General features: G+C 63.2%; 20 protein-coding genes and 4 pseudogenes. 13 read left to right on the forward strand and 11 right to left on the reverse strand.

Annotation, left to right across the window (positions count from 1 at the left end; genetic code table 11):
- Window positions 1–14 precede the first annotated feature (14 nt).
- Both P3R82_RS13975 and P3R82_RS13980 read left to right on the forward strand, forming a co-directional pair.
- Window positions 15–353, forward strand: coding sequence for a TIGR01244 family sulfur transferase (locus P3R82_RS13975; RefSeq protein WP_018897535.1), 339 nt, complete (start codon window positions 15–17; stop codon window positions 351–353).
- Between the two features lie 72 nt (window positions 354–425).
- Window positions 426–767 (forward strand): RidA family protein, encoded by a 342-nt coding sequence (locus P3R82_RS13980; protein WP_283194286.1) that lies wholly within the window; start codon window positions 426–428, stop codon window positions 765–767.
- A gap of 46 nt (window positions 768–813) precedes the next feature.
- On the opposite strand, the gene P3R82_RS13985 is transcribed toward P3R82_RS13980, so the two are convergent.
- The 4 genes from P3R82_RS13985 to P3R82_RS14000 are packed head-to-tail and all read right to left on the reverse strand — an operon-like array spanning window position 814 to window position 5,615.
- Entirely contained in the window at window positions 814–2,472 is a 1,659-nt protein-coding gene (locus P3R82_RS13985) for a thiamine pyrophosphate-binding protein (RefSeq protein ID WP_283194287.1), read from the reverse strand.
- On the reverse strand, window positions 2,469–3,665 hold the full coding sequence (locus P3R82_RS13990; RefSeq protein ID WP_283194288.1) for a CaiB/BaiF CoA-transferase family protein: 1,197 nt from the start codon (window positions 3,663–3,665) through the stop codon (window positions 2,469–2,471). The genes P3R82_RS13985 and P3R82_RS13990 overlap by 4 nt, the downstream gene beginning before the upstream one ends.
- Before the next feature lie 18 nt (window positions 3,666–3,683).
- Entirely contained in the window at window positions 3,684–4,643 is a 960-nt protein-coding gene (locus P3R82_RS13995) for a DMT family transporter (protein ID WP_183899149.1), read from the reverse strand.
- A gap of 42 nt (window positions 4,644–4,685) precedes the next feature.
- A complete protein-coding gene (locus P3R82_RS14000) occupies window positions 4,686–5,615 on the reverse strand; it encodes an alpha/beta hydrolase (protein WP_283194289.1) in 930 nt (309 codons plus the stop codon).
- Window positions 5,616–5,769: 154 nt separating this feature from the next.
- On the opposite strand from P3R82_RS14000, the gene P3R82_RS14005 reads away from it, so the two are divergent.
- From P3R82_RS14005 to metF, 5 genes and pseudogenes are all read left to right on the forward strand, one after another.
- Window positions 5,770–6,504 carry a ribonuclease gene (locus P3R82_RS14005; RefSeq protein WP_283194290.1) on the forward strand — a complete coding sequence of 245 codons (735 nt, stop codon included), beginning with the start codon at window positions 5,770–5,772 and terminating at the stop codon, window positions 6,502–6,504.
- A 73-nt stretch (window positions 6,505–6,577) separates the two neighbouring features.
- Window positions 6,578–8,386, forward strand: coding sequence for a hypothetical protein (locus tag P3R82_RS14010; RefSeq protein ID WP_283194291.1), 1,809 nt, complete (start codon window positions 6,578–6,580; stop codon window positions 8,384–8,386).
- Window positions 8,387–8,520: 134 nt separating this feature from the next.
- Window positions 8,521–10,171, forward strand: a pseudogene (gene ettA, locus P3R82_RS14015) (energy-dependent translational throttle protein EttA).
- 169 nt (window positions 10,172–10,340) lie between these two features.
- Complete coding sequence (locus P3R82_RS14020; protein ID WP_283194292.1) at window positions 10,341–11,366, forward strand: metalloregulator ArsR/SmtB family transcription factor; 1,026 nt, start codon at window positions 10,341–10,343, stop codon at window positions 11,364–11,366.
- Between the two features lies 1 nt (window position 11,367).
- On the forward strand, window positions 11,368–12,267 hold the full coding sequence (gene metF, locus P3R82_RS14025; RefSeq protein WP_283194293.1) for a methylenetetrahydrofolate reductase [NAD(P)H]: 900 nt from the start codon (window positions 11,368–11,370) through the stop codon (window positions 12,265–12,267).
- Between the two features lie 524 nt (window positions 12,268–12,791).
- On the opposite strand, the gene P3R82_RS14030 is transcribed toward metF, so the two are convergent.
- From P3R82_RS14030 to P3R82_RS14045, 4 genes are all read right to left on the reverse strand, one after another.
- Window positions 12,792–14,042, reverse strand: coding sequence for a lytic murein transglycosylase (locus tag P3R82_RS14030; RefSeq protein WP_283194294.1), 1,251 nt, complete (start codon window positions 14,040–14,042; stop codon window positions 12,792–12,794).
- 82 nt (window positions 14,043–14,124) lie between these two features.
- Complete coding sequence (locus P3R82_RS14035) at window positions 14,125–14,919, reverse strand: GH25 family lysozyme (protein ID WP_183899141.1); 795 nt, start codon at window positions 14,917–14,919, stop codon at window positions 14,125–14,127.
- A 129-nt stretch (window positions 14,920–15,048) separates the two neighbouring features.
- Window positions 15,049–15,714, reverse strand: a complete 666-nt coding sequence (locus P3R82_RS14040; RefSeq protein ID WP_283196342.1) for a class I SAM-dependent methyltransferase — start codon at window positions 15,712–15,714, stop codon at window positions 15,049–15,051.
- A 20-nt stretch (window positions 15,715–15,734) separates the two neighbouring features.
- A complete protein-coding gene (locus tag P3R82_RS14045; RefSeq protein ID WP_283194295.1) occupies window positions 15,735–16,979 on the reverse strand; it encodes a DUF3419 family protein in 1,245 nt (414 codons plus the stop codon).
- Between the two features lie 180 nt (window positions 16,980–17,159).
- Here P3R82_RS14045 and P3R82_RS14050 point away from each other — a divergent pair, with 180 nt between their 5' ends.
- Window positions 17,160–18,551 (forward strand): serine hydrolase, encoded by a 1,392-nt coding sequence (locus P3R82_RS14050; protein WP_283194296.1) that lies wholly within the window; start codon window positions 17,160–17,162, stop codon window positions 18,549–18,551.
- An 11-nt stretch (window positions 18,552–18,562) separates the two neighbouring features.
- Here P3R82_RS14050 and P3R82_RS14055 read toward each other — a convergent pair whose 3' ends face one another.
- The 3 genes from P3R82_RS14055 to P3R82_RS14065 all read right to left on the reverse strand — a co-directional run bounded on the left by P3R82_RS14055 (window position 18,563) and on the right by P3R82_RS14065 (window position 21,530).
- Window positions 18,563–19,477, reverse strand: coding sequence for a lytic transglycosylase domain-containing protein (locus P3R82_RS14055; protein WP_283194297.1), 915 nt, complete (start codon window positions 19,475–19,477; stop codon window positions 18,563–18,565).
- A 146-nt stretch (window positions 19,478–19,623) separates the two neighbouring features.
- Entirely contained in the window at window positions 19,624–20,259 is a 636-nt protein-coding gene (locus P3R82_RS14060; protein WP_283194298.1) for a LysE family translocator, read from the reverse strand.
- 59 nt (window positions 20,260–20,318) lie between these two features.
- Window positions 20,319–21,530 (reverse strand): pyrophosphate--fructose-6-phosphate 1-phosphotransferase, encoded by a 1,212-nt coding sequence (locus P3R82_RS14065; RefSeq protein WP_283194299.1) that lies wholly within the window; start codon window positions 21,528–21,530, stop codon window positions 20,319–20,321.
- 341 nt (window positions 21,531–21,871) lie between these two features.
- Here P3R82_RS14065 and P3R82_RS14070 point away from each other — a divergent pair.
- The 5 genes and pseudogenes from P3R82_RS14070 to P3R82_RS14090 all read left to right on the forward strand — a co-directional run bounded on the left by P3R82_RS14070 (window position 21,872) and on the right by P3R82_RS14090 (window position 26,763).
- Window positions 21,872–22,578: pseudogene (locus P3R82_RS14070) on the forward strand (DnaJ family molecular chaperone).
- Entirely contained in the window at window positions 22,575–23,339 is a 765-nt protein-coding gene (locus tag P3R82_RS14075) for an N-acetylmuramoyl-L-alanine amidase (protein WP_283194300.1), read from the forward strand. Before P3R82_RS14070 ends, P3R82_RS14075 begins: the two are co-directional and overlap by 4 nt.
- A 260-nt stretch (window positions 23,340–23,599) precedes the next feature.
- Window positions 23,600–24,255: pseudogene (locus P3R82_RS14080) on the forward strand (transglycosylase SLT domain-containing protein).
- Window positions 24,256–24,373: 118 nt separating this feature from the next.
- Window positions 24,374–25,560 (forward strand): annotated as a pseudogene (locus P3R82_RS14085) (FAD-dependent oxidoreductase).
- A gap of 12 nt (window positions 25,561–25,572) precedes the next feature.
- Entirely contained in the window at window positions 25,573–26,763 is a 1,191-nt protein-coding gene (locus P3R82_RS14090) for an FAD-dependent oxidoreductase (RefSeq protein ID WP_283194301.1), read from the forward strand.
- The last annotated feature ends 17 nt before the right edge of the window (window positions 26,764–26,780 follow it).

Raw genomic sequence — 26,780 nt, forward strand, 5'->3', positions numbered from 1 at the left:
CAGGAGTATTTGCGATGGACATCCGCCAGATCGACGACGAATATTCGGTTTCCGGCCAGATCACGGTCGATGAGCTCGACGAGATCAAGGCCATGGGCTTCAAGTCCATCGTCTGCCATCGTCCGGACCAGGAAAGCATGGACCAGACGCCGTTCGCCGATATCGCGGCGCGGGCCAAGGAACTCGGTCTCGAGATCGCCCACGTTCCCGTCGGCCCGATGGGCGTGACGGAAGAGGCGGTCGCCGGCATGGTCGATGCGCTTGACGAGTTTCCGCGCCCGATGCTCGGCTATTGCCGCTCCGGCGCCCGCTCGACGGCGATCTACCAGAAGACCCACCACATCCGCACCTGATTCAAGGCGCGGAATGCCAGTCCGGCGCCAGCGCTTGCGCGGCGCCTTTTCAGCCATGACAAGGAGAATATCATGAGCATCAAGCGTATCGACGTTGGCGCCCGCATGAGCGGCGCGGTCATCCACGGCAACACCGTTTACCTCGCCGGCCAGGTTGGCGAAGGCGCAACCGTGACCGAGCAGTGCAAGGACGCGCTTGCCGAAGTCGATCGCCTGCTGGCCGCTGCCGGCTCCGACAAGTCGAAGATCCTGCAGACGCTGATCTACCTCTCCGACATCTCGGACTTCGCTGAAATGAACGCCGCCTGGGAAGCCTGGGTCGATCCGGCCAACACGCCGGCTCGCGCCACCAGCGAAGCCAAGCTGGCCGCGCCGAAGTACAAGGTCGAATTCATCGTCACGGCCGCGATCTAAGATCGTTCCTATCGCGATTTGAAAAGCCGGTGAGCATGTGAACTGCTCACCGGCTTTTTGTTTGCGCGATGTCCGAAAGCGTGCGCGTCGGCGTGATCGCCTCGGGGTCGAGCTTGATCTCGATGATCGCGGGCAGGCCGCTTTGGCGCGCGCGCTCGAAGGCGGGGGCGAAGTCCCCGGTTTTCTCCACGGTTTCGCCATGGCCGCCATAGGCGCGGGCAAGCGCTGCGAAATCGGGGTTGGTAAGGCCGGTGCCGCTGACGCGGCCCGGATATTCGCGCTCCTGGTGCATGCGGATCGTGCCGTACATGCCGTTGTTGATCACGAGCACGATGATCGGCAGCCGGTAGCGGATGGCGGTGGCGAATTCCTGGCCGTGCATCAGGAAGCAGCCATCGCCGGCAAAGCAGATCACCTCGCGATCGGGAAACAGGTGCCCAGCCGCGACGGCGGCGGGCAGGCCGTAGCCCATCGAGCCCGAGGTCGGCGCCGCCTGGGTGTTGAACTGCCGGAAGCGGTGGTAGCGGTGCAGCCAGGTCGCGTAGTTGCCGGCGCCGTTGGTGAAAACGGTGTCCGGCCGCGTATTCTCCTCGAGCCACGCCATGATCGGGCCCATATGGACCTCGCCCGGTCCTGTACGCGGCGGTGTCGACCATGCGAGATAGGATTGATGCATGCGCTGGGTGCGATCGGCCCATCGCGCTTCGGCGGGGGCTTCGAGATCGGCGAGCGCGGCGACGAAATCCTGCGGGCTGGCCGTAATCGCAAGATCCGGGCGGTAGATGCGACCGAGCTCCGACGGATCGGGATGGATGTGGGCGAGCTGTTGCTGCGGGTAGGGGATATCAATCAGCGTATAGCCCGAGGACGGCATTTCCGACATGCGGCAGCCGAGCAGGATCAGCAGGTCGCTTTCCCTGATCTCGCGCGCCAGTTCGGGATTGATGCCGATGCCGACATCGCCGGCATAGCTTTCGTGCAGATTGTCGAACAGCATCTGGCGGCGGAAGGAGCAGCCGACGGGAAGTCTGAAGCGCTCGGCGAAGGTCCTGAAGTCGGCCACCGCATCGGCATCCCAGCGCGAACCGCCGAGAATGATCATGGGGCGCTCGGCCTTGAGCAGGCGGAGATAGACGTCGTCGACCTGGCTGCGGCCCGGATGGGCTTCGACGCGGGCGTAGCGCTTGGCGCGGGGTGCCTCGACCATGTCGCGCAGCATGTCCTCGGGCAGTGACAGGACGACGGGGCCGGGGCGTCCGGAGGTGGCGAGCGCGAAGGCGCGGGTGACGAATTCGGGAATGCGGGCCGCGTCGTCGATCTCGCCCACCCATTTCGCGTATTCGGTCAGCGCGCGGCGGAACTCGACCTCCTGGAAGGCTTCGCGTTCGCGGGCGTCGCGCTGGACCTGGCCGATGAAGAGGATCATCGGGACCGAATCCTGCCTTGATATGTGCAGGCCCGCGGTGGCGTTGGCGGCACCGGGACCACGGGTGACCATGCAGATACCGGGCTCGCCGGTGAGGCGCCCCCAGGCATCGGCCATCATCGCGGCGCCACCCTCCTGGCGGCAGACGACGACCTCGATGTCGCTGTCGTGGAGCGCGTCGAGGACGGCGAGGAAACTCTCGCCGGGAACGCAGGAGAGGCGTTTCACCCCGTTTGCCTTCAATGCCTCGACGATCAGTTCTCCGCCCGTCCGTTTCATTTTTTCCCCTCCCATTGGATGAGTTCGGCCAGCACCTCCTCCTGGTGCTCGCCCAGTCTTGGACTGGGTCTTTCGTAGCGCAGCGGCGTCCGCGACAGGACGACCGGCGTTCGGACGCCGGGAATGACAGTGCCGGCGCTATCTTCGAGATCGACGCGCAGGCCGCGCGCGACGATCTGCGGATCGTTGAACATGTCCTCGATGGTGTTGATCGCGCCCGACGGGACCGCGTTCGCTTCGCAGGCTTTCAAGAGATCAACCTTCGCCCATTTGAGCGTCTCGGTCGAGACCAGCCGCCGGACCTCGTCGCGATTGGCGACGCGTGCCTTGTTGGTGGCGAAGCGCTCGTCGTCGGCGATACCTGTAAGCCCAAGGATGGCTGAGAGCCGGCGGAACTGGCCGTCATTGCCGATGGCAAGGATCAGGTAGCCGTCGGCGGTCGGGACGACTTCGTAGGGCGAGATGTTGGGGTGGGCGTTGCCGAGGCGTGTCGGCGGGCGGCCGGATACCAGGTAGTTCATGTTCTGGTTGGCGAGCACGGCCGACTGCACGTCGAGAAGCGCCATGTCGACCAGCTGGCCTTCACCGGTCTTCAGCGCGTGGATGAGGGCCGCCTCTATCGCCGAGACCGCGTAGATGCCCGTGAAGATGTCGGCGATGGCAACGCCCGCCTTCATCGGCTGTCCGTCGGGTTCGCCTGTTATCGACATGAAACCCGACATGCCCTGGACGATGTAGTCGTAGCCGGCGAGGCTCGCATAGGGTCCCGTCTGGCCGAAGCCGGTGATCGAGCAGTAGACGAGCTTCGGATTGATCTTGCGCAGGCTCTCGTAATCGAGCCCGTATTTGACGAGGCCGCCGAGCTTGAAGTTCTCGATGACGACATCGGCGGTCGCGACCAGCCGGCGGACCAGCGCCTGGCCTTCGTCGCTGCGCAGATCGGCTGTGATCGAGCGCTTGCCGCGATTGGCGGAATGGTAGTAGGCGGCCGAGAGGTTCTCGCCATCGGCGCCTTCGACGAAGGGGGGACCCCAGTGCCTTGTATCGTCGCCGCCCTCGGGGTTTTCGACCTTGATCACGTCGGCGCCGAGATCGGCCAGCATCTGGCCTGCCCAGGGACCGGCAAGCACGCGCGCGAGCTCGATGACACGGATGCCCGCGAGCGGCGCTTTGTTAGGCTGGGTCTGCGTCATGTTCCTCCCACGATCAGATCAGGGTGCCCGCGTCTCCCCAGATGTATCGGATACGGGCCTGGATGCAAAGCTCCGCTCGCGCCAGATGATGTAGAAGCCGGAGCCCATGATGATGGATATGCCGAGCCATTTCAGCGCGTTCGGGAAATCGCCGAAGACCAGCCAGGCGAAGGCGGTGGCAGAGACGATCTCGAAATATTGCAGCGGGGCCAGCGTCGAGGCGGGCGCCGCGCGATAGGCGTAGACGCCGAAGATGCCGGCGATCGCGGCGGTGACGCCGACGCCCAGCAGATAGAGCCAGGCGCGGGCATCCGGCATGACGGGATCGAGCACGTCGGAGCCGCTGCCGTGGCCGAGATGGAGAAGGATGGCGCAGATCAGCAGGCCCCAGAGGCCCATGTGGAACTGCATGACCCAGGGGTCCTCGCGCTGCGCCAGCGCCCGGTTCATCATCGCCGATATGGCGATGCAGACGGCGCTGACGACGGGCAGCAGCGCGACGTAACCGACCTCCTGGAAGCTCGGCTGGATGATCAGGATCGCGCCGAAGAAGCCGACGCCGCAGGCGGTATAGCGGCGCCAGCCGATCTTTTCCTTGAGGAAGATGCTGCTGAGGATCGTCAGGATGATCGGCTCGACGAAGAAAATGGCGATGGCATCGGCGACCGCCATGTATTTCAGCGTGGTGACGAAGGAGATCATCGAGACGGTGATGATGGCGCCACGGATGGCGTGGAAAAAGCTCTGCCTCCAGGTGATGTCGGTGAGGTTGCGACGCCACAGAACGATGGGCAACATGCATAGCGCCTGCACGGCGAAGCGCGCGGCGGTGATCTCGGCGGACGGGATCGTGGTGATCGCGAGCTTGGAGAAAATGTCGATGAGGGGCGACAGGAGCACCGAAACGAACATCAGGATCAGCCCCATCATCACTTCCGATGACGTGTTGCCGGTGCCGGTTGCCGCGTTGCTGCTCATGACGGAATTCTCTGATTTCAAGGTAGAGGCGGGGGATGCCGCTCAAGCGGCGGTGGTGACCCGGTCGCACCAGTCGGCGAATGCCGATATGGCGGCGTCGGCGCCGACCTCGTTCAAGGTCTCGTGGCGCATGTCCGGATATATTTCGGTGCTGATACGGGAGAAGCCATGCGTCTTCAGATGATCCGACAGCCAGAGGATGGCCTTGCCGTTTTCCGTCGCCGGGTCCTGGCCGCCACCGACCAGATGCATCGGCGTCTCGGTCGGCAGGCGTGCGAGATATTCCCTTCGCGGGGCCCGGAATGTCAACTCGAAAATGTCCAGCCAGAGCGAAACGGATGCGCCGAAGCCGCACAGCGGATCGGCCACGTATTTGTCGACCTCCTCGGGGTCGCGCGACAGCCAGTCGAAATCCGTGCGGCGGTTGGGGACCGATTTCGCCCAGGTCGCGAAGGTCAGCTTCGGCAGCAGGTCGCTCGGGACGTCTGAGCCTTTCAGCGCGCGCTCGGTCAAGAGGATCGCCTGCGCGGCGCGGCCGGCGAGGCCGGGGTTGAAATTCGAGTTCCAGACGGCGACGGCATCGAATTTTCGCGGATAGGTGACCGCGGCATTGAGCGCGATCAGCCCGCCCATGGAATGGCCGAAGAGAATGACCGGCAGACCGGGGTGCTCGGTCGCGGCTTCGTCGCGCATCGCCTCGATATCGTCGATGACGCGGCTGGCGCCATCGCGCCTTGCGAAGAGGCCGATCGGCGCGTCCGGCGCGGTGGTCTCGCCGTGTCCGCGGTGGTCATGCGCATAGACGTGGTAGCCGCGTGCGGCAATCGCTTGCGCAAAGCGCTGGTAGCGTTTCGAATGCTCGGCCAATCCGTGGCTGACCAGCAGGATGCCGCGCTCGGTGCCTTCGGCCGGCTGATAATGATAGGCCAGTGAAGCGCCCGCATGGTCGAGGCGCCTTGTGTCTGAAAACATGATTTCCTCCGTGGCGGGAGAAGACCAGAACAGCGGTCAAATGCAACAGGCGCGGCGGGTTGTGCCGGAGATTTTCGCGCGTCGCGTTTTGCCGCTTGCCGGAACAGGCGCCGCATGCTTTGATGTTCATGAATTGTTCTTTCTGGGGATGGATATGGGCAAGTCTCTTTCGCGTGTCGTTGCATTGTTCTTCCTGACGATCATGGCCGGTGGGGCGCTTGCCCAGGAGGGCTTGGGGCGCACGCGCTTCATCCTCGCGGCGAGCTGGCAGCCGGCCTTCTGCCAGACCAACCAGCGCAAGCCGGAATGCGCCAGCCAGGGCGGCGACCGTTACGACGCCAGCAATTTCGCACTGCACGGCCTCTGGCCGATGCGCAAGAATTACTGCGGCGTGCCCGATGCGCAGCAATCGGCCGACAAGAATGGCGGCTGGAAGCAGCTGCCGGAAGTGACGCTTTCACCCGAGACGAGGGCGTCGCTCGACAGGGTCATGCCGGGGACGCAATCGGCGCTGGAGCGGCATGAATGGATAAAGCACGGCACCTGCAGCGGCATGAGCGCCGACGCCTATTTCGCCGATGCCGTCAGGCTGATCGAGGACCTGAACGGATCGGCGGTCCAGCAGCTGTTCGCCGCCAATATCGGAAAGTCACTGACCGGGGACGCGATCAGGGCGGCGTTCGACAAGAGCTTCGGTCCCGGCGCCGGCGACCGGGTGAAGATGAGCTGCCGCAGGTCCGGCGGCAGCCGCGTCATCAGCGAACTGACGATCGGCCTTTCCGCCGATACGACGGATGGCAAGGCCAGGGATCTCGGCGATCTCATCCAGGGAGCAGGCAAGACATCGTTCGGTTGCAACGAGGGGATCGTCGACGCTGCGGGGTTTTGAGGCCGTAGCATAATCTCAATTTTTGGCGTCTATCATGGGGGCTGACGGTGACAAACAGCATGAGTGACGACCGATGTCCGATGTGGTTGCATGTGAAAGCGATCAGGCTGCTGCAGGCGAGATGACATTGTGGCGAATGTTTCTGGTCGTTTATGCCACCGCCTTGGCGATCGTGTTGGTCGATCTCGCTGATGGCATAAGGTTCGTCGGCGATATCGACGATCAGTTGCGCGAACTCCAGATCCGGCACCTGATGTCCGCGCAGGGGAGTTGGTTCGATCTTTCGCTGCCATTCATCTCGATGCCGGCGACCTACGTGTCGCCCTGGTCGCGCCTGGTCGATCTCCCTTATGTGGCGATTGCCTGGCTGCTGCAGCCTTTCATGGCCCCTTCGCAGGGGCTTTCCGTTGCCTTTCAGCTGTGGCCGCCGATGCTGCTCGCGGTCTGCTGTCTGCTGGTGGCTGCGACAGCACGGCGTCTGCTTGCGGGGTTTTCGCTGACGGGAACGGCACTCACGGTATCGCTGATGCTTGCGACCGTGCTGATGAGCATGGGTGTGCTGGAGTTTTCACCTGGTCGCATCGATCATCATAACATGCAGATCGTTGCGCTCATGATGATCATCGCCGGGCTCGTGCGATGGGATCGGGCTGGCGGGCTGATGATTGGAGCGGGCGCGGCGATCTCGACGGTGGTCGGCCTTGAATGCCTGCCTTTCATCGCCATCGCCTATGGCGGGCTCGTCCTTTGCTACATCGGCAATGTCGCGGGGGTTCGCACTGTCATCATTGCGTCGTCCGTCTCCATGGCGACCGTGACGCTTGTGTCCGCCATCGCCTTCCTCGGGCCTGCCGCTGCCGTTTCGACGCAGTGCGATGCCTTCTCGGCTCCCTATATTTTCCTGCTGTCAGGATTTTCCGCCATTCTCGGCGCATGTGTGGCGATCCAGAGTGATCGTGCTGGCCCTGTCATGCGGCTACTGACATTGGCGGTTCCGGCCGGCGCCGTTCTGATCGCGGCCGCCTTCCTCTTCCCATCCTGCATTTCGGGGCCGTACGGCATCATCGACCCGCTGTCGCGCGAGCTGTGGTTCAACCGTGTTTGGCAGGAAAAGAGCATCCGCTATTTCTACGAGAACGGCCAATATGATCTGTTGCTGCTTCTCGCATTGACGGCTGCCGTTGGCGCCTATGCCGGTCCGCTGGTCCGGTTCAGGATGCAGACGCGGTCGTTTGGACCTCTCATCGGCTATCTGATGGCGTTGGGCGCCCTCATCCTCACCGCTTTCGTGACGCGCAACATTCGCTTTCCGATCGCGCTGATGCCGGTTTTCCTGCCCGCCGCCATTGCGACGATGACGATGAAGTTGCCGGCTTTCGACAAGGCCTATCGGCTTTCCGCGGTCGCGACGACCGCTGTTGCCGCCGCGCTTTGTCTCTTCTTCGTGCTGTTGCCGCCAGTTGCGCACAAGTTCGACGAGGTCGACTACATGACGGCGAGCGAATGCGAGCGACAGGATTTCTCCGTGCTCCAAGCCGTCCCGCCGGGGCGCGTTGCGACACCGCAGGGGATTGCAATGCCTCTTCTCCTGGCGGCGCCAACGGGCTTTTCGGTTGGTGCGATTCCGTTCCATCGGGCGTCACCCGGCATGAAGCGGATGTTCCAGGCGTTCATGACCTCGGACCCGCAGTTGCGCCGAGAAGCGCTCGCACCGTTCGATTATGTTGCCGTCTGCCGCTTTCCCCTGGAAGCTGATCCGGCGCAGGCGCCGCTTTATGCCGCGCTGGCGCGCGGGGATGGCTGGCCGGGACTGGAGCGGATCAATCCACCCACGCGCAGCGATTTTCAGCTTTTCCGGATCGATCATGCCGCCTTGCGGTAACGCGGGCTGATTTTCAGCTGCAAAGGGCGGGTGATATGCGACAAAGCGATTGGATTTTGCCATAGGCGCGTTGCTCCCGGGCGCCAATTCGCCTACATAGCGGCAAACCAATTTCCCCCGGAGCAGAATTACCGATGGCACGTCAGTTCATCTACCACATGTCGGGACTGAACAAGTCCTACGGCGCCAAGAAGATCCTCGAAAACGTCAACCTGTCGTTCTACCCCGATGCCAAGATCGGTATCCTCGGCCCGAACGGCGCCGGTAAGTCGACCGTGCTGCGCATCATCGCCGGCCAGGACAAGGAGTTCACCGGGGAAGCGTGGCTCGCCGAAGGTGCTACCGTCGGCTATCTCGAGCAGGAGCCGCATCTCGATCCGTCCAAGAACGCCTTCGAAAACGTTATGGAAGGCGTGGCCGACAAGCAGGCCGTGCTCGACCGCTACAACGAACTGATGATGAACTATTCGGACGAGACCGCCGACGAAGGCGCCAAGCTCCAGGACATCATCGACAGCCAGAACCTCTGGGACCTCGAACAGCAGGTCGAGATGGCGATGGAAGCACTGCGCTGCCCGCCGAAGGATGCCGACGTCACGCTGCTTTCGGGTGGTGAGCGTCGCCGTATCGCGCTCTGCCGCCTGCTGCTTTCGCAGCCGGACCTGCTGCTGCTCGACGAACCGACCAACCACCTCGACGCCGAAACGATCGCCTGGCTTGAAAAGCACCTGCGCGATTATCCGGGCGCCGTGATGATGATTACCCACGATCGCTACTTCCTCGACAACGTCACGGGCTGGATTCTCGAGCTCGACCGCGGCCGCGGCATTCCTTACGAGGGCAACTACTCCGCCTATCTGCAGGCGAAGGCCAAGCGCATGCAGCAGGAAGCCCGTGAAGAAGCCGGCCGCCAGAAGGCGCTGTCGCGCGAGCAGGAATGGATCGCCTCCAGCCCGAAGGCGCGTCAGGCCAAGTCGAAGGCCCGTATCAAGGCCTACGAACAGCTGGTCGATGCGGCCGAAAACATCCGCCCCGGCGATGCGCAGATCATCATCCCGGTTTCCGAGCGTCTCGGCCAGGTGGTCATCGAGCTCGAAGGCATCAACAAGGGCTTCGAAGGCCGCACGCTGATCAACGATCTGTCGATCAAGCTGCCGCCGGGCGGTATCGTCGGCATCATCGGCCCCAACGGCGCCGGCAAGTCGACGCTGTTCAAGATGATCACCGGCCAGGAAAAGCCGGATGCCGGTTCGATCCGCATCGGTGATACCGTTCATCTTGGCTATGTCGACCAGAGCCGCGATGCGCTCGACGGCAACAAGACCGTGTGGGAAGAAATCTCGGGCGGCGCCGAAGTCATCAAGCTCGGCAAGTTCGACATGAACTCCAGAGCCTATTGCGGCGCCTTCAACTTCAAGGGCGGCGACCAGCAGCAGAAGGTCGGCAATCTCTCGGGTGGTCAGCGCAACCGCGTTCACCTCGCCAAGATGCTGAAGGCCGGCGGCAACGGTTCTCCTCCTCGACGAACCGACCAACGACCTCGATACGGAAACGCTGGGTGCGCTGGAAAGCGCGCTCGAAGCCTTCGCCGGCTGCGCCATCATCATCAGCCACGATCGCATGTTCCTCGACCGTCTGGCGACGCATATCCTCGCGTTTGAAGGCGACGGCCATGTCGAATGGTTCGAAGGCAACTTCGAGGACTACGAAGAAGACAAGGTTCGCCGCCTCGGTCCCGACGCGCTGAACCCGGGCAGCCAGGCCTACAAGCGCCTGACGCGCTAAGGTTTGCTCAAGAAGAGTGACCAGTGAAAAAGCCCCGGTTCGCCGGGGCTTTTTTGTGGGACCCTCATGTCGCGATTTGCCTAGTGAATTTCGTGAACCGATCGAAATCGCGCTTGCACGACCAAATCATTTCACATAAAGATATCTTTATATGTTGATTGGATCGGATATGGGTGAACCCGTCAGGCTAGGTTTGGATGCGTTGGTGGACGTGCTGCGGGCGGCGGGCGAGCCGACGCGCTTACGTCTTCTGGCGCTGCTGGCCGCCGGCGACGTGACCGTGACCGATCTTACCGAAATTCTCGGCCAATCCCAACCGCGTATCTCGCGTCATCTCAAGCTGCTTGGCGAAGCCGATCTCATCGATCGTTACCAGGAGGGCGCCTGGGCCTATTTCCGGCTGCGGCAGGAGGGGAAGGCGGCGAGCTTCGTGCGCAATCTTCTGGCGCATGCATCCGAGAACGATCCTGTCATCCTGCGCGACGGCGAGCGGCTCGATGCGGTCAAGCGGCAGCGCTCGGAGCGGGCGCAGGCCTATTTCAGCCGCAACGCCGCCGAGTGGGACGAGCTTCGCCGCCTGCATGCGGCCGACGAGGAGGTCGACGCCGCCGTCATCCGCCTGCTCGGCAACCAGCCGATCGATTCGCTGCTCGATCTTGGAACCGGCACCGGCCGCATCCTCGAGCTTCTGTCGGGGCTCTACCGCCGCGCGATCGGCGTCGATGCCAGCCGCGACATGCTGAGCGTGGCGCGCGCCAATCTCGACCGTACGGGCATCACCAAGGCATCGGTGCGCCATGCCGATATCCTGAACCTGCCTTTCGAGGCGCAGGATTTCGACCTGGTGACGATCCATCAGGTGCTGCACTTCTTCGACCAGCCGGAAATCGCCATTGGGGAAGCGGCACGCATGCTGCGCCCGGGCGGACGGCTCGTCATCATCGATCTGGCGCCTCACACGCTGGAATATCTTCGTGACGACCACGCGCATGTGCGCCTCGGCTTCTCGCACCAGTCGATGACCGACTGGCTGCGCAAGGCGGGGCTCGATATCGAGCAGGTCGTCGATCTTCATCCGGGGCACGGGAGCGGGCAGGGGCTTACGGTCACCATCTGGCTCGCGCGCGACCCCAGGCGCCTGATGGCCTCCGCCGAGAGCGATCACGCCGTACCCACATTTGCCGGGAGAGACTGACATGGCTTTGAACCAGGACGCGCGCAACAGGATCGGCATCTCGTTCGAGTTCTTTCCGCCCAAGTCGGAAGAGGCCGAGGGCCAGCTGTGGAAGGCGGTCAGCGAGCTGCAGGACTGGAACCCCGACTTCGTGTCGGTGACCTACGGCGCCGGCGGTACGACCAAGGCGCCGACGCTGGCGACCGTGTCGCGCTTCATCAGCTCCACGCCGCTTGCCACCGCCTCGCACCTCACCTGCGTGGGCGCCACCAAGGAAGAGACGCACAGCGTCGTCGAGAGCTTCCGCAAGGCCGGCGTGAAGCACTTCGTGGCGCTGCGCGGCGACACACCCGATGGCGTCGGCGCGCCCTATACGCCGCATCCTAGCGGATACGCCAACGCTTCCGAGCTGGTCGCCGGGCTGCGCGAACTCGGCGATTTCGAGATCTCGGTTTCGGCCTATCCGGAAAAGCATCCGGAAAGCCGCGACGTGGCGGCCGATATCGACATGCTGAAGCGCAAGGCCGACAACGGCGCCGATCGGGCGCTGACGCAGTTCTTCTTCGACAACGACAATTTCGAGCGCTACCTGGAAAAGGTCAGGGCGGCCGGGATCACCATCCCCGTCGTGCCCGGCATCATGCCGATCATGAACCTCACGCAGCTGAAGCGCTTCGCCGGTGCCTGCGGCACTGTCATTCCGGCGTTTCTCGATGAGCGGTTCGAGGGTTACGACGACAAGCCGGAAGAGCGCGCCAAGGTGGCGGCCGATGTCGCCGCCGCGCAGATCGAGGATCTGGCCCGCCGCGGCATCTCGGATTTCCATCTCTACACGATGAACCGCTCGCCGCTGGTCTCGGCGGTCCTGACGAACCTCGGCTTCAAGCGCAACGAAGCCAAGAGCGCCGGTGCTGCCGCCTGATCAAGGCGACGTTGCCAGTCCTTAGAACTGAAAAAGCGCATGCCGTGGTTGGCATGCGCTTTCTCTATTTCATGAACTCTTCGCTATCTAGGAGTATCGGCATAGTCCGTTTGAAGCGGCATCCAGTGTCAGATGAAAAGCATCGACAGCACGAAAAGAAACGCCGCACCGATCAAAAGGACATTCAAGGATCGTGTCAGTCCCATGTCTGTCTCCTCGCGTTAACGGGGCGATAATATGTCGGGACTGTGGCGGTTGGAAAGCGATTTTTTTGCTGCGATGCGGCGAAAATGTCACATCTCCTGCCGGTGACAAAAGCTACTTCGCTGAATCTCAACGAGAAAATCGGTCGGAAAAATATTCACACATTTTAACGGAACGTAAAATAGGGCGACTGCCCGTTTACGCCTGTGGCGGTTTGTCGGCGTCGCGCAGGCCGCTGAAAACGCTTGCGAAATCGCGAAACGAAAAAGCCGGGCGCTTGGCCCGGCTCGTGTCGTGGTCTTTGGCTCTCTCGCCAGCGCTCAGAGCGCGTTCAGCAGGGCCGGCGTCGCCCAGCCGTCGGCCGGCATCCCGAGCCGCTGCTGCTGCTTCTGGATGGCGACGCGGGTGCCGGAGCCAAGAATGCCGTCGATGGCGCCGACGTCGTGGCCCATCGTGTCGAGCTTGGTCTGCAGTTCCTTCATCTGGTCGTTGGTGAGGCCCTGTTCCGGCGTGCCCTTCAGATAGGGCTCGGCGCCGGAAAGGCGGGTCGCGAAATAGGCCGCCGAGGTCGTGTAGATGAAGGACTTGTTCCACTCGAGATAGATGGCGAAGTTCGGGTAGGCGATGAAGGCCGGTCCGAGGCGCCCCTGCGGCAGGACGAGATCGCCGCGCAGCGTGCCGAAGCTCGTGTCACCGTTGCGCGGCTTGACGCCGAGCGCGAACCAGTCGCCCGCGGTCATCGTGCCGCCGAGGCCCGACTTCTCGAAGGGCAGGTCCTGCGGGATGGTGACTTCCTGCAGCCAGGGCTGGCCCTTCTGGAAGCCGAGTTTCTGGATGAACTTGGCGGCGGTCAGGATGGCGTCGGGGCCGCTCTGCTTCAGGCGCACATGGCCGTCGCCATCGCCGTCCATGCCGTAGGCGATGATGTCGCGCGGCAGCATCTGCACCTGGCCGATTTCGCCGGCCCATGCGCCGGTGTTGGTCTGCGGGTCGAGGTCGCCGCGCTGGACCATCTCGATCAGCGCGATCAGCTGCGGCCGGAAAAGCTCCGGACGGCGGCAATCGCGGGCGAGCGTGACGAGCGCGTTGCGGGTGTTGAAATCGCCCTGCACGGCGCCGAAATCGGTCTCCATCGCCCAGAAGGCGGTGATGACGCCCGCCGGTACGCCGAACTCCTGCTCGGCGCGGGCGAAGACGTCGGCCAGATCCTTCATCTTCTGGCGGCCGATGTCGAGGCGCGCCTGGCTGACGGTGCGCTGCGAGAATTCGAGGAAGGTCTGCCTGAAGACGCCCTGGGCGCGGTCGCGGCTCAGCACCTTCGGGTCGATCTCGGCACCCGCGAGCGCCTGGTCGGCGGCTTCGGCGGCGGCGCCGGCGGCGATCGCCTCAGCCTTGACGCCGGCAAGGAAGGTCGAGAGATCGCCGTCGCAGGCGGCGGCGGGTGCTGCTGCCGTCGCCGGGGCCTGCGCCGCCGGTGCGGCCGGGGCCGGTGTTTGCGCTGCCGCGCCGGTCGCCAGACCGGCGGCAAGGAGGAGAGCGAGCGCAGAACGGCTTGCAGGCGTGCGGTGCATGGAGTGTATCCTCGTCAGTGCTTGAATTGCTGTCGATGTCCCAAATGATTGTGACAGAAGCAAGAAAGAAAACGGGACGTTACTAAGAATTCCTATCCTTGGATACAGACGCGACCCAGTTATTCCAGTTCTTCTCTGAACCGGAGAACACGTTAATGTCAGCGGGACCCTTGATGCCGGGGATGACGCCGGTCGAGGTGTACTGCCAGAAGGTCCAGCGACGGTTGGCGTAGGTGACTTCCGGGTGCTTCGCCGTGGAACGGACCCAGAAATTATAGTCCTGGAAATAGCCGTCGAGATTTTCGCGATGGAAATCGACCGAGGTGTAGATGATCGGCCGCTTGCCGTAATAGGCCTCGATCCTGTCCATGAAGCGCTTCATCTCCGAGCGCACGGTCTGCGCATCGGGCCGGGTACGGCAGGTCTTCGATTCACCGTTCCACTCGACGTCGATGACAGGCGGAAGCCGGCTGGCTTCCTTCGGCACGTTGTTGATGAACCAGTCCGCCTGTTCGTCGGCCGACGAGCAGAAATAGTAGAAATGATAGGGAGCGTAGGGAATGCCGACCTGGCGGGCCTGCTGCCAGTATTCGTTGAAACGCGGATCGATGCGATCCTTGCCCTCGGTCGCCTTGATGAAGGCGAAGGCGACCCCGGACTTGCGCACCGCCTGCCAATCGATGTCGCCCTGCCACTTGGAGATGTCGATGCCGTGAATGGCGTTCATCTGCGGCTTCTTCGGACCGAAATCCTGCGGATCGGTGTCCTGGAAACGCATCTTCGGATTTATGGAGGCGGTAGTGAGATAGTCGTAGGACGAGGTGCAGCCGGCGAGCATGAGGGCCAGGGGCAATAGGCAAAGCAGGAGCCGGCGCATAGGTGTTCCGTCGTGAACCGAATGATCTTCTTGCCCCACAGCGTGACCTTCGAATTGACGTGCCAGCGGTTAGATGCGCTCTCCGTTTACCATATCAACGTAAAAAATCGGTTAGTTTCAAGCCAAATATTAGCTGGCCTTAATTATTACCGCGCGCCAGGCATAGCCGCGGCCGATCGTCTTGAAGATCAGCCGGGCGTTTTGGCGGTCCGCCCGGGCCTGCAGGACGTCGCGCAGCGTCGCGCGCGGCGTGACGTGGAACTTGGCGAGCCAGGAGCGCAGGAGCGACCGAAACCAGGCCGGAAGCCCTTCCTGCTGGCCGAAATCGACGATGTGCAGCTGGCCGCCGGGGGCAAGTGCCGCGAGCGAGGCATCGATCGCGCGCTCCCAATCGGGGATCATCGACAGCGCATAGGAGATCATCACGCGGTCGAAACCGTCGACGCCGAAATCGCGGGCGTCGAAGGCGGTGGCGTCGGCGACACGGAAATCGGCCGATGTCTTCAGACCGGCGAAGGTCTTGCGGGCGGAGATCAGCATTTCCTGGGAGATGTCGAGGCCGTAGAGCCTGGCCTGCGGGTAGTGCCGGTGGGCAAGGGCCAGGTTGCGACCGGTGCCGCAGCCGACTTCGAGCAGCGTGGCGCCCTTGCCGATGTCGAGATTGCGGATCGTCTGGTCGCGGCCGAGGAGATAGTATTTGCGCGTCAGGTCGTAGATATGCCGCTGGTAACGATACATGCCGTCCATGAGCTCGGCATGGTCATGCGCGGGGGCGGTCGACTGGTTCATATCCATTGGGCTCATGTCCGTCGGCCTCAAGGCTTTTTCACATAGATGTGGAAGCCGCCGTAGATCGCCGAGCGGTCGAGCGCGGTCAATTCGAGCGAGCGATCCTCGAGATAGGTCCACTGGTCGCGGATGGCCGACGACAGGCGACCTTCGATGATGCTCTTTTCGGCCGCGGTGCGGAAGATGACGCGGGCGCCGTCGCGGGCGGTGCGCGTTATTTCCGACCAGACGTCGTTCAGCTGCTGGTCGGTCATCCAGTCCTGCGCGTCGAGCAGGATGTAGCGGTCACGCGAGGCGGCCGGTTCGCCGGCCAGGAGCTCGGTGAAGCTTGCGTGATGGACGCTGACGCGATCGACATTGGCGCGGATCGCCTCGTAGTGCTCGGCCTTCAGGTAGGTCGGCAGCGGACCTTCGCCTTCATCGGCATAGCGGCGGGCGAAGGCCTGCCAGGCGAAGTAGTTTTCCTGCATCGGGAAATGGCAGGTGAGCTTTTCCAGGCGATGGCGCAGGACCGGCGCGATCGAGTTGTCGGGGGCGAGGCTGGCGAGCTCGTCATATTGCTGCGGCGGGATGCCGAGGCCGAAGAGCGAGCTCTTGCGGCCGGTGATCCAGCGCACCACCGGCTTTTCGAACAGGGGGGCGATCCTTGTGTCGAAGAGCCGGCGCTGCTCTTCGAGCGTCTTCGCCCTGGCGATGTCCGTGAGGTCGATGCCGTGGACGCGGGCGAGAAGATGGGCCGCGCCGATGAAGCGGCCGAGCAGGCCGGTCTTGTAGATGTTGCGGTCGAAGACGGTGACGCGGCGGCGGCCGAACTTGCGGCCGTTCCAGTAACTGCTCGTCGCCTCGTCCAGATTGGTCGACAGGAAGCGGTCGAAGGCCTGGCTGTTGGTCGTCTGGTTCGGCCTTGCCAGGAAGCGCACGAGATCGGCATGGGCGGGAAGGTGCCTGAAGGCGGCGAGCTTCAGCCTGTTGAGCGCGATGTGGTGCGGGTTGAGATCGACGACGTCGATCGAAGCCGGGCTCTGCGAGAGATAGGCCAGCATGTTGCAGCCGCCGGAACCGATCGTGACGATGCGGTGATGGGGCTGAAGTTCCATCGCCTGCATGTCGAGATCGGGGTCTTCCCAGATCTGCGGATAGACGAGGCCGGAAAAGAGCAGTCCGAAAAGGCGCTCGGACAGTCCGTCTTTGGAAAAGGCCTTGTGGCGGAGAAGAGCTGCCTTGAGTTTCCGGTTCTTGCGGAAGCCGGCATCCGGTGCAAATTCCGTCATAAGTGAGTCTCTCAACATTTGGCGTTCAGGGCGTTTAACGCGGCGCCAATACAGTTTGATGACGTCGCCTGTGGGCGGCCACGGCGGTAGCCGCCCACAGGAATTGGACAGGCAGAGGACTTGACGCGGCTTTCCCGGCGGCAATTTTCTTCCTTCTGTGAAAGGTTGGGAGGGGTGCTCATGGGACGCGTTCTGCGCATCTTGAAGCCGTTGGCGGCCGGGATTGCCGTGATCGTCGTCGCCGGCGCGGGCTGGTTGTATGTCAGGCCGCCGGAGCTGCTGCGGATCGGCGATGGCTATGCGGCGAAAATCGTGTGCTCGAATGTCTTCCTGGCGGGGCGCGATGCCAACACCGTGCTGGCCGAAGACGTGCAGGCGCCGGGCAATCCGCTGCTCAGGCTGATCCGGGTTCGCGTCGATGAGGCCCAGAAGCAGGTGACGGCGCGCATGCTCGGGCTGTTTGCCGCCAACTACGCGATCTACCGCGATGGTCTCGGTTGCACGGCTGTACCGGATGGCGATTTCGCCGCCGCGCGGCAGTCGGTGCCCGAGCCCATCGCCTCCAAGCCGCCACGGGAGGGGGCGGTGCTGCCGATCGAAAACGACGCCGGTATCGCGGCGCTGCTTTCGGACCCGGGGTTGACCGGTGAGAACATGCGTGCCGTCGTGGTCGTGCACGACGGCAAGATCGTCGCCGAGCGCTATGGAAAAGGGTTCGGCCCGCAAACGCCCCTGATCGGCTGGTCGATGACGAAGACGGTCAATGCGGCGATCGCCGGACGGCTGATGCTTGAAGGCAAGATCGGCGCCGACGATGCCGGGCTCTTTCCGCAATGGCGCGACGACAGGCGTTCACAGATCACCCTTGGGCAGTTGCTCGGCATGGAGAGCGGCCTTCGGTTCAACGAGGACTATGGCACGGTGGCCGACGTCACGCGCATGCTCTATCTGGACGCCGACCAGACGGCGCTGCCGGCAAGCCTTGATCTGGACGACGATCCGGGAACGCAGTTCAACTATTCCAGCGGCACCTCGGTGCTGATCTCGCGCATCTGGATGGATCGCCTGGACGACGAGAAACAGGCGATCGACTATCCGAGAACCGCGCTGTTCGATCCGCTCGGCATGTCCAGCGCGGTTTTCGAGGTGGATGCGCGCGGCACCTTCGCCGGCAGTTCCTATCTCTACGCGACGGCGCGCGACTGGGTCCGCTTCGGGCAGTTCCTGTTGCAGGATGGGGTCTGGAACGGCGAGCGGCTGCTGCCGGAAAGCTTCATGAGCATGATGCGCACGCCGACGGCATCCTCGGGCGGCGCCTATTCACGCGGTCAGGCCTGGCTTCGCCCGCCGGGCAACGGCAGCAGCGAGGAGACCGGCATTCCGGCCGACGCCTTCTGGCTGGAAGGGCATGACGGCCAGAGCATGGCGATCGTGCCGTCGGCCAATCTCGTCATGGTCAGGCTCGGCCTGACGCCAAGCTGGCTGCGCTACCGGCCGGAAATGCTGTTGAAGGATATATTGGAGAGGCTGCCGCCGCCGACGAGATCGGCATCCGCCGAGCCCGCTCCATAGGGTCGCGAGGCTTAGTAGTTGCCCTGGGCGATGTCGTCCATGCCCTTGCGCTTGGCATCGTAATAGTAGCCCCGGGCATAGAGCTTGACGGCGTCGTCTTCGCTGCTGTCCGAGACCAGCCATGCGCCCTGCAGGTATTTCGCGGCGTACTTGACGTTGGTTTCGGCGTCGAAGAGGCCTTCGGGCGCACCGTCGTAACCCATCGATCTCGCCGTGTTGTACTTGATCTGCATCAGGCCGAAATAGCCGCGCTTGTTGTAGGCCTTGGGATCGTAGCGGCTTTCGCGGCGAACGACGCGGTGAAGCAGCGAGGCCGGAACCTTGTAGATCTGCGAGTATTTTTCGATGATCTTGGTGATTTCGCTTTTCTGGACGGTGGGGGCGCCGTCGTCATCGCTGTCGCTGTACATCGGCGGCGCGGTCGGCGGGTCCATCGGGCCCGACGTGTCGAAACCGTAATCCATCATCGACTGCGGCCGGGCGTCGATCGCCGAAAGCGCCGCGACGGCGTTGTTCTGCGGGCTGGCCGCGAAGGCAAGCTCCGTCGGTGCGGTTCCCGGCCGTGGCGTCGGCACCACGGACTGGATCGCGGTCATCTCGGGCGTCAGCGGGATCTGGCCGTAAGCTACAGGCTGCAACTGCGCGGCCTGCTGCGTCGTGTCGACTGTCGGCATGGCCGCGGTGGCAAGTGACGGAGCGGTCTGGTCGGCACCGGCGATCATCTGCGTCTGCGGCAGGCCTTCGCCCGCGGGAATGGCCGCGAACATCGCGTCCTCACCGGGCTTGGGGGTGGGAACGACGACCTGTTCGGCCATCAGATCCGCCTGGGACGTGTATTCGACGCTCGTGCACCCGGCGACAACGAAACACAGCATCGTGGACACGATGAGATTGCGCTTCAACCCGGAAAAAGCGACCGCTGCCATACTCTCACTTTCGTGAAACGCGCCGCCCCGGCAGCGTTAAAAGTTACCAAAAACCTTAAGCCCTGAATTGCCAATTAACCTATTCGTTGCTTTGCGGCAACCCATGGAAAATTTCTTCGGTTCAACGCCCGCGGTGATCGATGACTTCAGGCAGCGATACGGCGGTATCCGGCGGTCACGGCGCCGGCTGCGATCAGCAGGGTGCCGCCCGTGCGATTGACCGCGCGCTGCACGGCGGCCTTGCAGATCAGGCCGCGCGCGGCGTGCGCGGCAAGGGCGTAGGTGGAGGCGTTGATGGTCGCCAAAACGAGGAAGGTCGCCTCCATGATCAGCATCTGTTCGAGGAACGGGCGCGCCGGATCGAGGAACTGCGGCACGAAGGCCACGAAGAACACGATGCTCTTCGGGTTGAGCGCGGTCACCACATAGGCGTGGAGGAAGATCTTCAGCGATCTTTCCTCGGGCAGGTTGTCATTGTCGGCCATCGGTCCCGCAATGACCGGCGCCCGCCAGAGCTTGATGCCAAGCCAGATGAGATAGGCGCCGCCGATGAATTTCAGGATCGTGAACAGCGTCGCCGACGTCGCCAGCAGCGCGCCGAGGCCGAAGAGCGACGCCGTCATCGCGGTGAAGTCGCCGAGCGCCACGCCGCTGACGGTCGCAAAGGCCGTCTTGCGGCCGTGGCCGAGCGCATAAGATACGACGAGGAGAATCGTCGGCCCTGGGATAGCCAGCATGATTGCCGATGCTGCAGCAAATGCCAGCCAAGCTTCGAGCGACATGGAATCTCCTCCTCATTCATTAGAGAACAAGCAAAGACATCATATCTTGCCTGCGTCAATCATGCGTCTTCGTATTTCTGGCCAATCTCGTCCATGACTTCGCCGAACCACTTGACCGACGTGTCGAAAGCCTTGCCGCCCTTGATGCGGGGGAATTCGATGGTGCGCAGCTTGCCGTTCTGGCCTTCGTCATGGCCGGTGACACCCGACACCTTGTTGAGGGCGCTCTCGACGGCGAGATCCGTCATGCTCTGGATCAGGCGCAGGTCGTCGCCGTTGGCGGGGGCGGAGCGGGCGAAGTAGCCGGATTTCTGCACCAGCGAGCGCTCGGCGTTCAACAGGCTCGCGAACTGCTTCTGGAACCAGCCGCCGACATTGATCGTGTCGATCTTCACGTGGCCGAAGGCGTCGCGCTTGATCGTCTCGCCCGCTGCCTCACGCTCGGCGACGATGGCGTCCAGGCAGGCGCCTTCCGAGACGAAGACGGTCGCGTGGCCGGTGCGGTCCATGATCTCCTTCAACCGCGCCGATTCCGCGTCGAGGTCGAAGCGTGTTTCGGGGAGATAGACGGCGTCGATGCTCTTCATGCCGGCATTGGTCATCATGCCGTCGACATACTGGTTGTTCCTGGTGCGCGTCAGATAGGCGCGGGCGGTGGCCGCCGTCAGCCAGCCGCAGTGGCGGCCCATCACCTCGTGGATGATCAAGGTGCGCGGCGCGGCGGTCTGCTCGTTGCTGACATTGTCGAAGAAATGCGCGCCGACTTCGGCGGCCGTCCAGGCGCCGAGCGACTGGCGGATCGGAACGACGTCGTTGTCGACCGTCTTCGGCAGGCCCACCACCGTAAGATCGTAGCCGTTGGCGGCGAGATAGGCCGCGAGGTCGGCCGCGGTCGTGTTGGTGTCGTCGCCGCCGATGGTGTGGAGAATGCTGATGCCGTCATTGGCCAGGCGCTCGGCCGCGACCCTCAGCGGGTTGTCGCCTTCCTTGACGAGGCCGCGCTTGACGCAGTCGGCAGCGTTGGTGAGCTTGACGCGGCTGTTGCCGATCGGCGAGCCGCCGTAGCGATGCAAGAGATGCGCCTTCTCGCGCATCTCAGGCGTGATGCCGATGCTGTCGCCGAGAAGCACGCCCTGGTAGCCGGAGCGGTAGGCGATCAGTTCAAGCTCGGGAGCGATATCGGTGTAGCGTTCGATCAGTCCGCCGACGGCCGAAGAAAGGCAAGGCGCGAGGCCTCCCGCCGTGAGCATTGCGACTTTTTTCTTGGCCATTGGTGCCTCCGCTATCCGTGTCTAAGCCTGGTTCGGTCCTGCATGGATGCGGCAGAGAGCGGAGTGTGTAAAGTGTTGTTTCTGTGAAAAATGCGTGTTTCGGCTCGGCCAAACGGACAAGTCGTCGTGAAGCGTCGATCTAATCGTTTCAGGCCGCGACCGCCGTTCGCATGCGGTTGTGGAAATCGTCCGGCTGTCCGTTACGCCGCGCCGATCTTTCGCCGGCGCACGACCATTGTCGAATTGTGAAAGGTGTTTTCAACCCTGCGGCCAATCCCCGTCTTGCAAAGGCAACCTTTATTTGTTCAAGGTGTTTTTCCTTTTATTGCACGAGAAAACCGATGTCCTTCTGGGAAAAACTGCTGAATGCCATAGGCAACGCCGCGGAAGTGCGCTTTCCGCCGTGGTCGAGGCTGTTCGCACGGTTTTTGAAGGCGATCCAGAGACGCGGCGCAAGGTGGCCTTCTCGGTCGCGATCATCGCGCTGTCGGCGAAGATGGCGAAGGCAGACGGGATCGTCAGCGAGAAGGAGGTCCAGGCCTTCCGCGAGATTTTCGAATTTCCCGACGACCAGGCCGCCAACGTCGCGCGTCTCTATAATCTCGCGCGCCAGGACGTAGCGGGCTACGATGCCTATGCGGAGCGACTTTCCGTACTGTGCGTGACCTGTGCCGCCAATTGCCCGGTTCTGGAAGAGGTGCTCGACGGCCTGTTTCACATCGCCAAGGCCGACGGTCTCATCCATGAGAGGGAAATGGCGTTTCTGGCGCATGTGGCCGAGATCTTCCACATGAGCGAGGAGCGCTTCGAGCAGATCGCCGCACGGCATGTGTCGACCGGACGTGATCCCTACAAGGTGCTCGGCGTTTCGCCGTCCGACGATTTCACCACCATCCGCCGCCGTTACCACGGCCTCGTCAGCGAGCATCATCCTGACCGGCTGATCTCGCGGGGCGTGCCGGCCGAGTTCCATGCGATTGCCAATGAACGGATGGCGGCGCTCAATGCCGCCTACGAGGCGATCGAGAAGGAACGCCGCGCCGCATGACCGCCTTTACGGCAGATTACGCCAAAGCCGGCGTACGGCCGTCGCCGAACCATGGCGAGCGCGTCGACGGGCGCAAGCCCGACATGATCATTCTCCATTATACCGGCATGCCGACCGCGGACGGAGCGCTCGACTGGCTCTGTCGCGAAGAGAGCCAGGTCTCGTGCCATTACTTCGTGCGCGAGAACGGCGAGGTCGTGCAGCTCGTCGCCGAGGCGCGGCGCGCGTGGCACGCCGGCAAGAGCGTCTGGCAGGGCGAGACCGATATCAACTCGTCGTCGATCGGCATCGAGATCGCCAACGCGGGACATCCGGGCGGGCTGCCCGCATATCCGCAGGCGCAGATGGACGCGGTGATCGAATTGTGTCGCGACTGCGGCGAACGTTGGTCAATCGCGCCCGAAAGAGTGCTCGGACACTCTGATGTCGCCCCTCGGCGCAAGCTCGATCCGGGTGAAAACTTCCCCTGGGAAATGCTGCACGCCAAGGGGGTCGGCCACTGGGTCGCGCCGGCTTCGATCACCGGCGGACGGTTCTTCCAGCGCGGCGACCAGGGGCAGCCGGTGGAGGCCCTGCAGTCGATGCTGTCGCTCTACGGTTACGGCACTGAGATCACAGGCGAATTCTCCGACAAGATGGCCGGCGAGATCGAAGCCTTCCAGCGCCATTTCAGGCCGGAGAGGGTCGATGGGATCGCCGATTTCTCGACGATCGACACGCTGCATCGCCTGCTATCGGCCCTGCCGCGCTACGGCGCCTGAGACCGCGCCGATTTGCCGGCATATACCCCTAGATTTTACGGGTTTGCTGCGCTGCCACATGTTTTCCCTATTATCTCCTCAATGCGATGGTCTAACCCCAGTCGCTAAACGGCGCCGGTTGTTTTGTCGTGTGTTGTCGACCGTCGTCAATTGAAACAGAAAAGAAATGTCGCTGATACAGTCAGTATTTATGCGAATTTATGCTGCGTTAGGATTTCATTAATACGCAGCTTTTCTTTTGCTTGGAGTATCTGGACTACATGAGAAAGATTATTTCTGCTGTGGTGTGCGCCAGCACACTGCTGATGGGATTCAATTGCGCAAACGCAGGCGAATGGGGCAATAGAGCGCAAGCGACAGAGACGACGCAGACACTCAAGACGCAAAAGACGGAGAAAGCCCGGACGGCTCAAAACACCCCGGCCAAGGCTCCGAAAGTTCAAAAGACCAAGAGGGTTCAGAAGGTCGTCAAGGCCGAGAAGCCGCAGAAGACCGTGGCGCTGAAGACCGCCGACCGGACATCCGGCTTCGCGATGCCCGACATGCCCGGCAGCAAGTACGCGGCGATCATCGTCAAGTACGCCCGGGAATACAATGTTCCGGTCGAACTCGCGCAGGCGGTTGTTCGTATCGAAAGCAACTACAATCCGAATGCCCGCGGCAGCGCCGGCGAAATCGGCCTCATGCAGATCAAGCCGGCGACGGCTCGGATGATGGGCTATTCGGGTTCGAGCAAGGGGCTTTTCGATCCCGAGACCAACCTCAAATACGGCATGAAGTATCTGGCGCGGCGCAGACGCTCGGTGGCGGCGAGACCTGCGATACCATTCTCAAGTACAATGCCGGCCACGCGGCGACGCGCATGAACCCGGTGTCCAAGGCCTATTGCGGCAAGGTGCTGGCGATGATCAACTGATCGCCGGATGAGATGGCCACGGGCGGAAACGGCTTGTGGCGGAATCACCTGGGTGAATGACTTAAGAATATGATTCAACTTGGAGATCGTGCTATCTGACCTTGAAACGAGGTGAGACATGGCATGTGATTTCAAGGCAATCGTGATCGGGCGCGGAATGATGGGCGCGGCCGCGCCCGCCATCTGAGCGCGATGAGCGAAGGGGTGGCGCTGATCGGGCCGGGGGAACCGGTCGAGCGAAAGAGCCATCACGGCGTGTTCGCGAGCCATTACGACGAGGCGCGCATTACGCGCACCTTCGACGACGACATCGTCTGGGCGACGCTTGCCGCCCGCTCGCTCAATCGCTACGCCGAGATCGAGGCGAAGAGCGGCATCTCCTTCTTCACGGAGGCGGGATGCCTGTTCGCGGGGCCCGTGCCGCAACCGGGGCAGGGTTACCTCGGGCGCGCGATCGAGGTTTCCGACGGGCTCGGCGTCCAGTACGAGGTGCTGGATGCGGCGGCCTTGCGCCAGCGCTTTCCCGAGTTCACTCTCCGAGACAGCTTCAGCGGCTATTACGAGAAGAGCCGCGCCGGCCACGTCAATCCTCGGGCGCTGGTGCGCGCGCAGACGGCGCTTGCCGAAGCGGGCGGCGTCACCGTCATCGATGCGACCGCGACCGGTGTCAGGGATGCCGGTTCCCATGTCGAGGTGAGCGTCGGCGACCGGCTTTATACGGCCGAGCGCGTCCTCGTCGCGGCCGGCGGTTTCAGCAACTTCAATCGGCTTCTTCCCGCGCCCGTCGATATCCGCGTCGCGGCCCGAACGGTCGTCTTCTACGAGCTCGGCGAGCGCGAAAAGGCGATCTTCGGCGACATGCCGTCGAGCATCGTCTTCGGCGATCGCGACGAGGACCATGTCTATATTCTCCCGCCGGTCCGCTATCCCGACGGCAAGACCTATCTGAAGCTCGGCGGCGATACCGAGGCGCGCAGCTTCGACACGCTCGAGGATGCCGGTGCCTGGTTCCGCTCGGACGGAGATCCCGCCGAGCGCGATCTGCTGGTCGCCACGGCTCTGGAGCTGATGCCCGACCTTGCCGGATGCCCGGTGACATCGGCGCCCTGCGTCGCGACGTTCACGCCGACCGCCTATCCCTATGCCGGTTTCACCTCCTCGCCGCGCATCGCGGTGCTGACGGGCGGCAATTTCGTTGCCGCGAAGTCGTCGGACGAGCTCGGAAGGCTTGGTGCCGTTCTGCTGTCGGAAGGGCGGCTTGGCGATGCCGATTTCGGCCGGCAGCTGACGCCCTGCTTTCGATAGATCGGAACGGTGATGAGCACGGATTTCAGATACATCATCGTCGGCCGGGGCATGATGGGTGCCGCCGCCGCACGGCATCTCGCCAAGTCGACTGACGGCGTTGCCGTCATCGGACCCGACGAGCCGCACGATCGCAAGCGGCATGACGGCGTTTTCGCCAGCCATTACGACGAGGGGCGCATCACCCGCACCATCGATCCCGACCGCGATTGGGCCTTGCTCGCCAATCGCTCGATCGGGCGCTACGCCGAGATCGAGCGGGAGAGCGGCGTTTCCTTCCATACGCCTGCCGGCTGCCTGGTGGTCGGTCCCGAGCGCGGTGGTGCGGATACCTATGTCGAGCGCACATCGGCCGCCGCCCGGTCGCTGGGCGTCGAGACGGCGCTGCTCGACGGTGACGGCTTGAAGGAACGCTTTCCGTTCTTCGCCTTTGCCGCCGGTAGCGAGGGTGTCCACGAGCCGACGGGTGCCGGGCATATCAGCCCGCGCAATCTTGTCAGGGCGCAGTCGATCGCCGCCGAGAAGGCCGGGGCCTCGGTCATTCGCGAGGTCGCCGTGGCAATCCGCGAGGAGGGCGGTCTGGTTGCCGTCGAGACGTCCGACGGGAAAAGCTACCGGGCCGAAAAGGTGCTGCTCGCCGCCGGCGGCTTTTCCATTGCCGACAATCTCTTGCCGCGGCCTGTCGATCTCAAGGTCTACGCGCGCACCATCGCCTTCTACGAGATCGACGAGGCGGCCGCCGCGCGGTTCGCCGGCATGCCGTCGCTGATCTCGCACGGCGCCGATGGTCTCGACGACTTCTACATGCTGCCGCCGATCCGTTATCCCGACGGCAAGTTCTACATGAAGATCGGCGGCGATCCCGATGATGTCAGGCTGGAGCGCGAGCCGGAGCTGCGCTCGTGGTTCAAGACCGATGGGCGCGCGAGCGTCCAGTTGCATCTGACGCGGCTGATCCAGCGGGCGGTGCCGGAGCTTCGTCCGCTCTCGATATCGAGCGGCTCCTGCGTCGTGTCGTTCACGCCGAGCGGCCATCCGATGATCGGCTATACCGCGTCGCCGCGCATCGGCGTGCTGACGGGCGGTTGCGGCACGGCGGCCAAGAGCTCGGACGAGATCGGCCGGCTCGGCGCAACGCTCCTGCTCGAAGGTCGAATCAACGGACAGGGCTACGCGACGGATTTCAAACCGTATTTCCGATAAGGCTCGAGCGATATTTT

This window comes from Rhizobium sp. AN80A (genome assembly GCF_030053015.1).
GTDB lineage: Bacteria > Pseudomonadota > Alphaproteobacteria > Rhizobiales > Rhizobiaceae > Rhizobium > Rhizobium metallidurans.

Coding starts and splice junctions, on each gene's coding strand:
- P3R82_RS13975 (WP_018897535.1), top strand. CDS start 15: ATGGACATCCGCCAGATCGACGACGAATATTCGGTTTCCGGCCAGATC.
- P3R82_RS13980 (WP_283194286.1), top strand. CDS start 426: ATGAGCATCAAGCGTATCGACGTTGGCGCCCGCATGAGCGGCGCGGTC.
- P3R82_RS13985 (WP_283194287.1), bottom strand. CDS start 2,472: ATGAAACGGACGGGCGGAGAACTGATCGTCGAGGCATTGAAGGCAAAC.
- P3R82_RS13990 (WP_283194288.1), bottom strand. CDS start 3,665: ATGACGCAGACCCAGCCTAACAAAGCGCCGCTCGCGGGCATCCGTGTC.
- P3R82_RS13995 (WP_183899149.1), bottom strand. CDS start 4,643: ATGAGCAGCAACGCGGCAACCGGCACCGGCAACACGTCATCGGAAGTG.
- P3R82_RS14000 (WP_283194289.1), bottom strand. CDS start 5,615: ATGTTTTCAGACACAAGGCGCCTCGACCATGCGGGCGCTTCACTGGCC.
- P3R82_RS14005 (WP_283194290.1), top strand. CDS start 5,770: ATGGGCAAGTCTCTTTCGCGTGTCGTTGCATTGTTCTTCCTGACGATC.
- P3R82_RS14010 (WP_283194291.1), top strand. CDS start 6,578: ATGTCCGATGTGGTTGCATGTGAAAGCGATCAGGCTGCTGCAGGCGAG.
- P3R82_RS14020 (WP_283194292.1), top strand. CDS start 10,341: ATGGGTGAACCCGTCAGGCTAGGTTTGGATGCGTTGGTGGACGTGCTG.
- metF (WP_283194293.1), top strand. CDS start 11,368: ATGGCTTTGAACCAGGACGCGCGCAACAGGATCGGCATCTCGTTCGAG.
- P3R82_RS14030 (WP_283194294.1), bottom strand. CDS start 14,042: ATGCACCGCACGCCTGCAAGCCGTTCTGCGCTCGCTCTCCTCCTTGCC.
- P3R82_RS14035 (WP_183899141.1), bottom strand. CDS start 14,919: ATGCGCCGGCTCCTGCTTTGCCTATTGCCCCTGGCCCTCATGCTCGCC.
- P3R82_RS14040 (WP_283196342.1), bottom strand. CDS start 15,714: ATGGATATGAACCAGTCGACCGCCCCCGCGCATGACCATGCCGAGCTC.
- P3R82_RS14045 (WP_283194295.1), bottom strand. CDS start 16,979: ATGACGGAATTTGCACCGGATGCCGGCTTCCGCAAGAACCGGAAACTC.
- P3R82_RS14050 (WP_283194296.1), top strand. CDS start 17,160: ATGGGACGCGTTCTGCGCATCTTGAAGCCGTTGGCGGCCGGGATTGCC.
- P3R82_RS14055 (WP_283194297.1), bottom strand. CDS start 19,477: ATGGCAGCGGTCGCTTTTTCCGGGTTGAAGCGCAATCTCATCGTGTCC.
- P3R82_RS14060 (WP_283194298.1), bottom strand. CDS start 20,259: ATGTCGCTCGAAGCTTGGCTGGCATTTGCTGCAGCATCGGCAATCATG.
- P3R82_RS14065 (WP_283194299.1), bottom strand. CDS start 21,530: ATGGCCAAGAAAAAAGTCGCAATGCTCACGGCGGGAGGCCTCGCGCCT.
- P3R82_RS14075 (WP_283194300.1), top strand. CDS start 22,575: ATGACCGCCTTTACGGCAGATTACGCCAAAGCCGGCGTACGGCCGTCG.
- P3R82_RS14090 (WP_283194301.1), top strand. CDS start 25,573: ATGAGCACGGATTTCAGATACATCATCGTCGGCCGGGGCATGATGGGT.